This is a genomic window from Acidovorax sp. DMC1, assembly GCF_056314325.1.
The window spans coordinates 220,031-231,746 of sequence record NZ_JBQUYO010000001.1 but is presented as its reverse complement, the minus strand read 5'-3'; the positions used below and the strand labels follow the sequence as shown (position 1 = coordinate 231,746).

The following is an 11,716-nucleotide window of genomic DNA, read 5'->3' as shown; positions in this document are numbered from 1 at the left end:
AAAGAAGAATGAGGTCGTTGTGGGTGGTGCGGCTGGATGCGGGATCAGTCTCTCAGACCTTGGCGCGGCGCTGGCGCAGCGTGTCCACAATGACGGCCGCCACGATCACAAAACCCGTGATGATGCGCTTGCTGGGCTCGCTGGCGCCCACCTGGGCCAGGCCCGCTTCGAGCACCGCGATGATGAGCACGCCAAACGCGGTGTTCACCACCGAGCCGCGCCCGCCCATCAGGCTGGTGCCGCCAATCACCACGGCCGCAATCACCTGCAGCTCCATGCCGGTGCCCGCGTTGGGGTCGGCGGCTTCGAGCCGGGCCGACTGCATCAGGCCCGCCAGGCCCGCCAGCAAGCCTGTCATGGCAAACACGATCACACGGATGGGGCGCGGGTCCACGCCGGCCAGGCGCATGGCTTCTTCATTGGTGCCAATGCCCACCACGCAGCGGCCAAACACCGTGCGCGACAGCACCAGCTGCGCCACCACCACCAGCACCACGGCCAGCAAGAAGGCGAACGAGATGCCGCCAAAGAACGGCGCTGACAGCCAAGAGATCGCATCGCCCACGTACTGCGTGCGCGAGTCGGTCACCACATAGGCGCTGCCGCGCACGGCTTCGAGCATGCCCAGCGACACGATGAACGAGGGCAGCCGCCATGCGACAGAAATCATGCCGGTGATGGTGCCGCACACCAGGCCCGTGGCCAGGGCCAGCGCGGCGGCGGCGGGCACCGTCCAGCCCCACTGCAGGATGGCGGCGGCCGAGGTGGCGGCGGCCAGCGCCATCACCGAGCCCACCGACAGGTCGATGCCCGCAATGATGAGCACAAAGGTCATGCCCACGGCCATCACGGCCAGGGCCGGGATTTCGTTGGCGATGGTGATGAAGGTCTCGGCGCTCCAGAAGTATTCGGACAGCGACGAGAACAGCGCCACCATGCCCGCCAGTACGGCCATCAGGCCCAGGTAGGTGCCTAGCTGGCTGCGCCAGACCGAGGCGGAGGAAGGCGCCGCAGCGGGCGCGGCAGATGCGGTGGGGGCGTTCATGCGGTGACAGGAGAAGGGGTTGAAGGGGTGGTGTTGGCGCGCCCGCCTGGCTCGGAAAACGCGGCCGCCAGCAGCGATTGCTCGGACCACTCGCCGCGCTCGAACACGGCCACCAGGCGGCCCGCGCTCATCACGCCGATGCGGTCGGCCATGGCCATGAGTTCGCGCAGATCGGACGACACCATGAGCAGCGCGCGGCCTTCAGCGGCCATGCGGTCCAGCTCGCCGTACAGCTCGGCGCGCGCGCCCACGTCCACGCCGCGCGTGGGTTCATCGAGCAGCAGCACGCGCACCTGGCGGTGCAGCCAGCGGGCGAACACCACCTTTTGCTGGTTGCCGCCCGAGAGCTGCCCCACGGGTTGTTCCGGGCCGTGGCAGCGCACGCGCAGGGTGCGGATGAAGCCCTGCACCAGACGGCTTTCGAGCCCGCGCTGCAGCCAGCCGCCGCGCGACACGGCCGACAGGTCGGACAGCGTGGCGTTGATGCGGATGGGCTGCGACAGCAGCAGGCCCTGGGATTTGCGGTCTTCGGTGACCAGGCCCACGCCGGCGGCAATGGCTTGCAAGGGCGAAGCAAAGCCCCGGTGCCATGTGCGGGGCGCGGTGATGGCAGGTGTTTTTGCTATGTTTTGTATAGCTGATTGCGCTTGTTCATCAAGCGCTGGAGCCTGTTTTTGTTCAAAATCCGGGTGCAATGTGACGCTGCCCCGGTCCGCACGGTCGGCGCCGAACAGCAGGCGAACCAGCTCGGTGCGGCCCGATCCGACCAGCCCGGCAATGCCAAAAATCTCACCGGCCCGCAGCTCCAGGCTCACGTCCTGCACGGCGGAGCCCCGGCCCAGCTTGTCGGCGCTCATCACCACCGGGCCGACGGGGCGGCGCGGGCGGTGGTCCAGGTCGCTCACCACGCGGCCCACCATGCGCTGCACCAGGTCGTCTTCGCTCATGCCCGCCATGGGGCGCACGTCCACCAGGCGGCCATCGCGCAGCACGGCCACGCGGTCGGCAATGCGGCGCAGTTCTTCGAGCCGGTGCGACACGTAGATGATGGCCACGCCGCGTGCGGTGAGGTGGGCGATCTGCTCGAACAGGTAATTGGTCTCGCGCGGCGTGAGCATGGCCGTGGGCTCGTCGAGCACCAGGATGCGTGTGTCGTCCTGCAGGTTGCGCGCAATCTCCACCATCTGCTGCTGGCCAATGCCCAGCTGCGAAACGGGCGTGGCGGGGTCGATGCTGTCGAGCCCGATCTTGGCCAACTGTGCCCGGGCGGCGGCGTGCAGCACGTCGCGCTGCAGCCAGCCGAGGCGGTGCGGCAGGCGGCCCATCAACAAATTCTCGGCCACGGTGAGCGTGGGCACCAGGCCCAGCTCCTGCATCACCATGCGCACGCCGTGGCGCTCGGCATCGCGGCGCGACGTGGGGGCGTAGGCCTGCCCCGCCAGCAACATGCCGCCGCGTGTGGGCTGCTCCAGCCCGCAGAGGATCTTGGACAGCGTGCTCTTGCCCGCGCCGTTCTCCCCAGTCAGCGCCAGCACCTCGCCCGCAAACAGCTCCACATTCACGCCATCGAGCACGGTGGCGGTGTAGTCCTTGCCTACTGCCTGGATGGCGAGCAGGGGCGTACGTGGTGAGTCGGGTGACGGGGTGGGCATGGCGGCGTGTGCGGTTTTCAATCTTGGAGCGGAGAACAACGCCAGAAGAGCATTGTTCGCCGCACTCAGGCTTACTTGCTGTCCTTGGTCACCAGCACCACATCGGTCTTCACCGTGGCAGGCAGCTGGTTTTGCGGCGTCTTGGCGGCCAGGGCCTTCTGCGCCAGTTCGATGCCGAACACGGCCTGCTTGGCGGCGTACTGGTCGGCGGTGGCCAGCACACGGCCGTCGGCCAGCATGGGCTTGATGGCGCCGATGTTGTCGTAGCCCACCACTTGCACCTTGCCGGTCTTGCCTGCAGCCTTCACAGCGGCCACGGCGCCCAGAGCCATGCTGTCGTTGCCCGCCAGCAGGGCCACCAGGTCCGGGTGCTCACGCATCATGCCGGCGGCCACGGTGTTGCCCTTTTCAATCTCCCAGTTGCCGGACTGCACGCCCACCACGGTGATGTTGGCGGCCTTCATGGCGTCCTGGTAGCCCAGGGTGCGCTGCTGCGCATTGAAGGTGGTGGACACGCCTTCGATGATGCCGACCTTGTCACCGGCCTTCAGCGTCTTGGCCAGGTGGTCGCCCACTAGCTTGGCGCCCGCGCGGTTGTCGGGGCCCACAAAGGGCACGGTGATGTTCTTTTCCTTCAGCGCATCGGCATCGAGCTGGTTGTCGATGTTGACCACGAGGATGCCCTTGTCGATGGCCGCCTTGACCACGGGCACCAGCGCCTTGGAGTCGGCCGGGGCCAGCACGATGGCGTTGACCTTCTGCGCCACGGCCTGTTCGATCATCTTGATCTGCGCCGCCGTGTCGGTCTCGTTCTTGATGCCGTTGGCCACCAGCGTGTATTCCTTGGCGTGAGCCTTTTGGTGCGCCTTGGCGCCGTCTTCCATGGTGCGGAAGAACTCGTTGGCCAGCGACTTCATGATGAGCGCGATCTTCGGCTTGTCCTGCGCAAATGCAGGGCTGGCCAGCAGGCTGCCCACAACGGCGAGGGCGGCGGCGGTCTGAACGGAACGGCGGGTGAACTTCATGGGTGTTGTCTCCAGGTTGGAATGTGGATAAAGGCAACGCTGAACAAGCCTCTCGCGCCCGGCGCATCCCTGGCTCAGCACGGTCTGCAGCGTTGCAAATCCTCGCGATAGCTACGGCTATCGCTGTGGTTTGCGCCTTGCAGCCCATCCCGATCCAGGGCCCGCCGCATCGCGGAGGCTTATTCAGCGCCGCCCTCAGGCGACTGACAGCCCGGAGAGAAACCCCCGGCAGACTCCGCAAGAAAGGAGCGCCTGCGGCTGCCCGGTGCCTTGTCGCGATCGGGATGATAACGAAAGCAAACGTTTGCGCAAACGTTTGCTAATCAGTAAAAACCCGGAGATGCCTATATTGGAGGATCTGGAGCACGCAGGCGGTTTGCAGTTTTTGCGCCCAAGAAAAAGGGCGCCGAAGCGCCCTGGGGGAGGTTGCCGGGTGCGGTGTTCGGGCCGCCGCGCCCATGAACAAGGTCAGGCCTTGCGCAACTCCCTGCGCAGGATCTTGCCCACATTGCTCTTGGGCAGCTCGTCGCGGAACTCGATGTACTTGGGGCGCTTGTAGCCGGTGAGGTTCTGGTGGCAGTAGTTGGCCACTTCGTCCTCGGTCAGGGCTGGGTCGCTCTTGATGATGAACACCTTGATGGCCTCGCCCTGTTTCTCATCGGGCACGCCAATCGCCGCGCATTCGACCACGCCGGGGCACAGGCTGATGACCTGCTCCAGCTCGTTGGGGAACACGTTGAAGCCGCTTACCAGGATCATGTCCTTCTTGCGGTCGATGATGCGGGTGTAGCCCTGCGGGTCCATGATGCCGATGTCGCCCGTGCGCATAAAACCATCGGGCGTGAAGGCCTTGGCGTTCTCTTCAGGCTGGTTGTAGTAACCCGTCATCACGTTGGGGCCGCGGATGCAGATCTCGCCCGACTCGCCCTGGGGCAGGCTGTTGCCTTCGTCGTCCTTGATGGCAATGTCGATACCCGGCAGCGGCAGGCCGATATTGCCGCTGAAGGTGGTGCTGATCACCGGGTTGTTGGTGCCGATGGCGCAGGTCTCGCTCATGCCCCAGCCTTCGATCATGGTGCTGCCGGTTACCTTCTGCCACTGCTTGGCCGTGCCCTCGCTGGCCGCCATGCCCCCGGCCTGCGACACGCACAGGTGCGAGAAGTCCAGCGTCTTGAACTGCGGGTTTTGCAGCAGCGCGTTGAACAGCGTGTTCACCGCCGGCAGCATGTGGAAGGGCCGCTTCTTGAGTTCGGCGATGAACTTGGGAATGTCGCGCGGGTTGGGGATCAGCGTGAGGCTGGAGCCCTGGCGGATGGCCAGCAGGCACAGCGTGAGCGCGAAGATGTGGTACAGCGGCAGCGCGGCAATGCTGTTGGCCTTGGAGAGGTCGCCCACCTTGGACAGCGCGGGCGTGAACCACGCCTCGGCCTGCAGCGTGGCGGCCACGATGTTGCGGTGGGTCAGCACCGCGCCTTTCGACAGGCCCGTGGTGCCGCCGGTGTACTGCAGGAAGGCAATCGAATCCAGCGTGGCTTGGCTGGGTGCGAGCGACTTGTGCTCGCCCAGCGACAGCGCCTTCTTGAAGGTGACGACCTTGCGGCCATTGGACAGCGGCAGGTCGTACGCAGGCACCATCTTGGCCAGGTGGCGCACGGCAAAGGTGATCCATTTGCCAAACCAGAAGCCCAGCAGGTCGCCCATGGACGCCATCACCACATGCTTGACGGCGGTGTGGTCCACGACCTCGGCCAGCGTGTGGGCAAAGTTCTCCAGGATCACGATGGCCGTGGCACCGGAGTCCTTGAGTTGGTGCTCCAGCTCGCGGGCGGTGTACAGCGGGTTCACGTTCACGCAGGTGTAGCCCGCGCGCAGCACGGCGGCCATGGTCACGCCAAACTGCGGGATGTTGGGCAGCATGATGGCCACGCGCGCACCAGGCTCCAGCCCCAGGCTTTGCAGGTAGGCGCCCAGCGCGGCCGAGCGGCGTTCCAATTCGCCATAGGTCATCCACTGGTCCATGCAGACCGAGAACGGGCTCGATGCGTGTTTGCGGAACGACTCTTCCAGCAGGTGGGCCACAGAGCGGTATTGCTCGGGCTTCACGTCATGCGGGACGCCCGGGGGGTAGCTCTTGAGCCAGATCTTTTCCATGCGCGTGTTTCCTTCCCTTGTGCTCGCCAAATGCCATTGATAGGTGGGCACAGATTGTGGAAGGCGGGCGCGTTGCGGGCTATCGGGCTTGTCCTAGTGTGTGGTTAAGCTGGGTCCCGCAGGTGACAGGATCGGCGTCGAAGAGCAAATCCATCAGCGCCCGCTCACGTTGTTCAATGGTGGCCAGGAACTGCTCCACCCCGCCGCGCTGGCGCGCGAGCTGGCCGAAGGTGTCAAAGCCGGCCTCCAGAAACTTCTGCAGTGCGCCCATGCCCGCTGCGTTGGCCGGGCCGCGCATCATGCGCAGCATCATCCGCAGGCCGGGTGTGCGGGTGAGGCGCGCCAGGTCGGTGCCCATGGCCAGCACGCGCTCCAGCTGCTGCTGGCGCGCGTGGCGTTGTCCGACGGCCCGCCAGGCGGCGGCGTAGCGGGCGGCGTTGTTGGCCGCATCGGCACCTTCATGCGCAAGCCAGGCGCGGCCCATGTCCTGGTCCAGTTCCTCGGTCTGTGCGTGCAGCACGGCAAGGGCTACGGCGGTATTCACGACCGGCTGGGGAAACATGGTCTGCAGCGTGCCCGCGATGCGGCCAAACTGCTGGTCTCGGTCGGTGTAGTCGGTGTCGCTGTACAGCTCTTCCAGAAAAAACCGGGCGGCGGGCCCGAACGCGGGTGACGCCATAAGGTCCGCATAGGTGCCGCGAAAGCGCCGCGCCTGAAAGGTCTTGACGCTGCCCACCGCCGCCCCCAACGCCGGGTCGCCCGTGCGGTGCAGGCGCAGGGCGGTCACATCGGCAATGGCATCGCGGATGGTCTGGGCGGCATCCATGGGGCGGGGTCCTTTCAGCGTTCTGCGGGGTGCGGTGTCGGGCTGTAGTCAGACCGCACAATGCGGCTGGTCCATTACAACATTTGCCCATCACCACCATCATGATGATCGCGCGCTGGCAACGAACCCTTCTTCTGAGCATCCTGCTGGCCATGGCCGCCTGGCTGGTGTGGCAATGGCCCCATTCACCCTGGCGCGCCGTGCTGGGGGCCTTGGTACCGCTGTGTCTGTACCTGGTGGTGATGGCGGTGGAGTTTGTGCTGATGCATTTCACCAACCGCACCGACGCCGCGCCGCGTGCCCGCCTGTCGCAGGTGGTGGGTGCATGGTGGGCCGAGGTGTGGGTGGCGTTGATGGTGTTTTGCTGGCGCCAGCCGTTTCGCCACCAGTCCGTGCCCGACTGGCTGCCTGCGCAGCCGACCGGAAAACGCGGCGTGGTGCTGGTGCATGGGTTCATGTGCAACCGGGGCCTGTGGCTGCCGTGGTTTGCGCCGTTGCAGGCGCGGGGGCATGCCTATGTGGCGGTCAATCTGGAGCCGGTGATGGGCTCGATTGACGAGTACGCGGACATCATTGAAGACGCTGTGCGCAAGGTGACGGCGGCCACGGGGCAGGCACCTGTGTTGTTGTGCCACAGCATGGGCGGGTTGGCGGTGCGGGCGTGGCTGCGGGCGCACCAGGCCGATGGGCGGGTGCACCGGGTGTTGACGTTGGGCACGCCCCACGGGGGCACGTGGCTGGGGCGGTTCAGCCGGGCGGTGAATGGGCGGCAGATGAGCTTGGCGGGGGATTGGGTGGTGGCGTTGCAGCGGGCGGAGCCTGCGGGGCGGGCTGCGTTGTTTACCTGCTGGTATTCGAACTGCGACAACATCGTGTTTCCGGCGACCACAGCGGCGTTGGCGGGGGCGGAACACCGGTTGGTGGAAGGGGTGGCGCATGTGCAGATGGCGTTTGATCCTGGGGTGATGGAGGCTTGTCTGGAGGAGGTTGGTCGGGGGTGATGTTTTGGTTTTATTGGCTGGATGTGCTGGTGGGATGTGCGCTGGTAGCTATTGATTTTGTAGTGTTTTGTTGCTTGCGCTGATTGGGGGCGTGCCTTTGTTGAGTGCGGAGGCCGGGAGTCGCCCGGCATGCGAGTAACTTTCTTTTGCTTCGCCAAAAGAAAGTCACCAAAGAAAAGGCGACCCCCAGTCTGCGACCCCTTCGCGGAGCGAAGGGGCAAACCTGTGGCGTGTCGGTTGCGGGGTGCGCCGTGGAACTCGCTTTGCGCTGCGCGCGCCGCTCGGACAGCCACGGCGAGTCAGTTCACGAGGCATGGGCGCTTCGACGCCCATGCTCACCCCACAACCGCCCCGCCGCAGGCGCAGCCAGCAGGGGGTGGGGCAGCCGAACAGCCAACATCCATCCGGGCCATTGCTGCGCTCGGCCTCGTTTTGCGGGCGCAAGCGCCACGCGCTGCGCAAGCTGGGCCGAGCGAAGCAAAGGCCCGTATGGATGTTTGGTTCCCCTTGCCCCTCTGGATGCGCCGAGGAGCGCAGGGTTTGGCGGATCAGGGCTCGCGATTGTCTGAGCGCAGCGAGTTCTAGCGAGACCCCGCGAAACCCGAGCACCGCAGGTTGCCCCGGCGCGCAGCGCAGGGGACGCAGACAGTGGGGTCGCCCTTTCTTTGGTTCCTTTCTTTCGGCGACGCGAAAGAAAGGGACTCGCATGCCGGGCGACTCCCGGCCTCCGCCCTCAAACCAGGCACAGCGCCCGCTTCATCCGCAAGCTCCAACAACCTCAGCCACGTATTGCCGGATGTAGAGAAAATGCTATTAAAAGAGTAGCTGCTAAGGCATGACTCACTAGCGCTAGCAGCCAATACCACTAGAAATCAGGCCGCCACAGCCTCCCGTTCATCCGCCGCAAACTCCGGCAGCCCCCGTAGCCGCTCATAGATCGGCGCAAAGTCCGCTGCCGTCATCTCAAACAACTGCTCAAAGCTGTCGATCACAAAATACGTCTGCTGGTACGTATCGATCTTGTAGCGCGTGCGCATCGTCCGCTCCAGTTGCAGCGGAATGCGCTGCGGCTCCGGGCTTTGCACCGAATACGCCAACTCGCCCGAAGAACTCAAAATCCCTGCGCCGTACGCCCGCAACTGCCCCGCCTCGCGGATCAGCCCGAACTCGATCGTGTACCAGTACAAGCGGCTCAGCATCTCGCACGACCCCAGCCCCTGTGCTTTCAGCCCGCCCTGGCCGTAGCGCTGCACATAGTCGGCAAACACCGGGTTGAACAGCAGCGGCACATGGCCGAACAGGTCATGAAAAATGTCGGGCTCGACGATGTATTCGAACTCCTCGGGCTTGCGGATCCAGTCCGTCACCGGGAATTTGCGGTTGGCCAGCAGGGTGAAGAAGGGCACCTCGGGGATCAGGCCGGGCACGCCCACCAGTTCCCAGCCTGTGGCTTTGTAGAGGCGCTCGTTCACCTCTTCAAAACGCGGAATGCGGTCGCTCGCGCCCAGTGAGGGCAGGGCGTCGATGAACGCCTGGCTGGCTAGTCCCGGCAGCAGGGCGCGCTGGCGCTCGTACAGGCGGCGGTAGGTGTCGTGGTCCGCGGCGGTGTAGGCCGCGTAGTCTTGCGGGCAGGTGTAGTCCGCGTTGGCACGCGAATAGTCGCCACGCGGTGGGCGGGTGGATTGGCCATAGACGACAGGGGCTTGTCCCATTTTTTCTCCTTTGCCGCCATGGTCGGCGCACCGCGACGGGGGTGCGCACCAGCCCACGCGGCTGCTAATCGATCTTGATCTTTGCGGCCCGGATCAGAAATTCGTACTTGCTGTTTTCCGAGCGCACAAACTGCGCAAACCCGTCGAGCGTCAGCTCTTCGGGCGTGATGCCCATCTTCTTGAACTTCTCCTTGCCGGCAGGTGAATGCATCGCGGCGCTGAACGCGTTGGCATAGCGGCGCGCATCCGCATCGGGCAGCGAGGCGGGCGCGAACAGGCCGAACCAGGTGGACACGTTGAAGCCCTGCACGCTGTCGTTGATGCTGGGCACGTTGGGCAGCGCCTCGTTGCGGCTCAATGTGGTCACGCCCAACGCCAGCAGCTTGCCCGACTGGATCTGCGGCAGCGCCGAGGCCAGGTTGTCAAACACCATCAGCACCTGGCCCGACTCCAGAGCGGCCAGCGCGGGCTTGGAGCCCTGGAACGGCGTGTGGCCCATCCGGGTGTTGGTGAGCGACTTGAACATCTCGGCCGAGATGTGGCCGATGCTGCCGTTGCCGCCCGAGCCGTACTTGGCCTGGTCCGGGTTCTTTTTCAGGTACTGCACCAGGTCGGGCGTGGTCTTGATGCCCAGCTTGGCCGCCTGCTCCGCGTTCACCACCAGCACATTGGGCGTGCGGGCCACGAGGACGAGGGGTTTGAAGTCCTTGAGTGCGTTGTAGGGGAAGTTCTTGTACAGCCAGGGGTTCACCGCGTGCGTGGCCACGGCGCCCATCAGCACCTGGTTGCTGGTCTTCCCGGCCTTGGCGACCTGGTCGGCGCCGGTATTGCCACCTGCCCCCGGTTTGTTCTCCACAGTGATGGAGCCCAACTGGGCTGCGGCACCGTCGGCCACGATGCGGGCCGAGGTGTCCAGCGGACCACCAGCGGGGTAGGGCACCACGATGGTGAGCGGGGCAGACGGGTTCTGCGCCAGCGCGACAGTGGCTGCGCCGGCCAGAAGGGTGCTGAACAGGGTGCTACGGAGCGACATCGGGATCCTTTTGAGTTCCGGGGAGCGCGCAGTATAGGCACCTGTGCAGGGTTAACCCTGGATGTCTGATGTCTTACGTGTTCAGCACGCCACGGCGGATCTGGTCGCGTTCCAGCGACTCGAACAGCGCCTTGAAGTTGCCTTCGCCAAAGCCGTCGCGGTAGTCGCCTTCGCGCTGGATGAATTCAAAGAACACCGGGCCCAGCATGGGCGTGGAGAAAATCTGCAGCAGTAGACGGGGCGTGCCGTCGGCGGTGGTGCCGTCCAGCAAGATGCCGCGCGACTGCAGCTCTGGCACAGGCTGGCCGTGGCCGGGCAGGCGGGTGTCCAACATCTCGTAGTACACATCGTTGGGCGCCGTGGCGAGCTGCACGCCGGCCATGCCCAGCTTGTCCACCACGTCCAGCAGGTTGTCGCAGATCAGCGCGATGTGCTGGATGCCTTCGCCGTTGAACTGCATCAAGAATTCTTCGATCTGGCCGCCACCCTGCTTGGACTCTTCGTTCAGCGGGATACGGATCTTGCCGTCGGGCGCGGTCATGGCTTTGGAGGTCAGGCCCGTGTATTCGCCCTGGATGTCGAAGTAGCGGATCTCGCGGAAGTTGAACAGCTTCTCGTAGAAGTTGGCCCAGAAGCCCATGCGGCCGCGGTACACGTTGTGCGTGAGGTGATCGATCTCGTTCAGCCCATGGCCCACGGGGCGGCGGTCCACGCCTTCGATAAATTCGAAGTCGATGTCGTAGATGGACTTGCCGTCTTCAAAGCGGTCGATCAAATACAGCGGCGCGCCGCCAATGCCCTTGATGGCGGGCAGGCGCAGCTCCATGGGACCGGTGGGGATCTCGATGGGCTGGGCGCCCAGTTCCAGCGCGCGGTTGTAGGCCTTGTGCGCATCCTTCACACGGAAGGCGAGGCCGCAGGCCGAGGGGCCGTGCTCGGCGCCAAAGTACGCGGCCTGGCTGTGGGGCTCGCGGTTCAGGATGAAGTTGATGCCGTTCTGGCGGTACAGCACCACATCCTTGGAGCGGTGCTTGGCGACCAGGGTGAAACCGAGCTTTTCAAACACCGCCTCCAGCACGCCGGGCTGGGGCGAGGTGAATTCGACGAACTCGAAGCCCATCAGGCCCATGGGGTTGTCCCAGGCTTGAAGCTGGGCGGCGGTTTCTTGCGGCAGGGCGGCGTTCATGGGGTGTCTCCGGCATTCGTTGATGAATGTCATGGACTGTAGGCGCGGCCTGCCTCATGTTTCTGGCGAAATCAAGAGGCTTGGC

9 protein-coding genes are annotated in these 11,716 nt (G+C 65.1%); 1 reads left to right on the top strand and 8 read right to left on the bottom strand.

All coding sequences use genetic code 11. The features are described from left to right. Positions 1–52: 52 nt before the first annotated feature. The 5 genes from ACT531_RS01045 to ACT531_RS01025 all read right to left on the bottom strand — a co-directional run bounded on the left by ACT531_RS01045 (position 53) and on the right by ACT531_RS01025 (position 6,699). Positions 53–1,045, bottom strand: a complete 993-nt coding sequence (locus tag ACT531_RS01045) for an ABC transporter permease (RefSeq protein ID WP_137748680.1) — start codon at positions 1,043–1,045, stop codon at positions 53–55. After that, positions 1,042–2,697 (bottom strand): sugar ABC transporter ATP-binding protein, encoded by a 1,656-nt coding sequence (locus ACT531_RS01040; RefSeq protein WP_476016180.1) that lies wholly within the window; start codon positions 2,695–2,697, stop codon positions 1,042–1,044. Before ACT531_RS01040 ends, ACT531_RS01045 begins: the two co-directional genes overlap by 4 nt. A 71-nt stretch (positions 2,698–2,768) precedes the next feature. Next, positions 2,769–3,722: a sugar ABC transporter substrate-binding protein gene (locus ACT531_RS01035; protein ID WP_056647163.1), complete on the bottom strand. Its 954-nt coding sequence runs from the start codon at positions 3,720–3,722 to the stop codon at positions 2,769–2,771. 468 nt (positions 3,723–4,190) lie between these two features. Continuing rightward, positions 4,191–5,873 (bottom strand): AMP-binding protein, encoded by a 1,683-nt coding sequence (locus tag ACT531_RS01030; RefSeq protein WP_110961523.1) that lies wholly within the window; start codon positions 5,871–5,873, stop codon positions 4,191–4,193. Between the two features lie 79 nt (positions 5,874–5,952). Further along, on the bottom strand, positions 5,953–6,699 hold the full coding sequence (locus ACT531_RS01025; RefSeq protein ID WP_121941899.1) for an FFLEELY motif protein: 747 nt from the start codon (positions 6,697–6,699) through the stop codon (positions 5,953–5,955). A 104-nt stretch (positions 6,700–6,803) separates the two neighbouring features. Here ACT531_RS01025 and ACT531_RS01020 point away from each other — a divergent pair, with 104 nt between their 5' ends. Further along, positions 6,804–7,700, top strand: a complete 897-nt coding sequence (locus ACT531_RS01020; protein WP_476016614.1) for an esterase/lipase family protein — start codon at positions 6,804–6,806, stop codon at positions 7,698–7,700. A gap of 872 nt (positions 7,701–8,572) precedes the next feature. Here the strand turns inward: ACT531_RS01020 and phhA are convergent. The 3 genes from phhA to hppD form a co-directional block, all read right to left on the bottom strand. Next, complete coding sequence (gene phhA, locus ACT531_RS01015; RefSeq protein WP_056059511.1) at positions 8,573–9,412, bottom strand: phenylalanine 4-monooxygenase; 840 nt, start codon at positions 9,410–9,412, stop codon at positions 8,573–8,575. A gap of 64 nt (positions 9,413–9,476) precedes the next feature. Next, positions 9,477–10,445 (bottom strand): Bug family tripartite tricarboxylate transporter substrate binding protein, encoded by a 969-nt coding sequence (locus ACT531_RS01010; protein ID WP_209816286.1) that lies wholly within the window; start codon positions 10,443–10,445, stop codon positions 9,477–9,479. A 73-nt stretch (positions 10,446–10,518) separates the two neighbouring features. Continuing rightward, entirely contained in the window at positions 10,519–11,631 is a 1,113-nt protein-coding gene (gene hppD, locus ACT531_RS01005) for a 4-hydroxyphenylpyruvate dioxygenase (RefSeq protein WP_476016179.1), read from the bottom strand. Positions 11,632–11,716 lie beyond the last annotated feature (85 nt).

Coding starts and splice junctions, on each gene's coding strand:
- ACT531_RS01045 (WP_137748680.1), bottom strand. CDS start 1,045: ATGAACGCCCCCACCGCATCTGCCGCGCCCGCTGCGGCGCCTTCCTCC.
- ACT531_RS01040 (WP_476016180.1), bottom strand. CDS start 2,697: ATGCCCACCCCGTCACCCGACTCACCACGTACGCCCCTGCTCGCCATC.
- ACT531_RS01035 (WP_056647163.1), bottom strand. CDS start 3,722: ATGAAGTTCACCCGCCGTTCCGTTCAGACCGCCGCCGCCCTCGCCGTT.
- ACT531_RS01030 (WP_110961523.1), bottom strand. CDS start 5,873: ATGGAAAAGATCTGGCTCAAGAGCTACCCCCCGGGCGTCCCGCATGAC.
- ACT531_RS01025 (WP_121941899.1), bottom strand. CDS start 6,699: ATGGATGCCGCCCAGACCATCCGCGATGCCATTGCCGATGTGACCGCC.
- ACT531_RS01020 (WP_476016614.1), top strand. CDS start 6,804: ATGATCGCGCGCTGGCAACGAACCCTTCTTCTGAGCATCCTGCTGGCC.
- phhA (WP_056059511.1), bottom strand. CDS start 9,412: ATGGGACAAGCCCCTGTCGTCTATGGCCAATCCACCCGCCCACCGCGT.
- ACT531_RS01010 (WP_209816286.1), bottom strand. CDS start 10,445: ATGTCGCTCCGTAGCACCCTGTTCAGCACCCTTCTGGCCGGCGCAGCC.
- hppD (WP_476016179.1), bottom strand. CDS start 11,631: ATGAACGCCGCCCTGCCGCAAGAAACCGCCGCCCAGCTTCAAGCCTGG.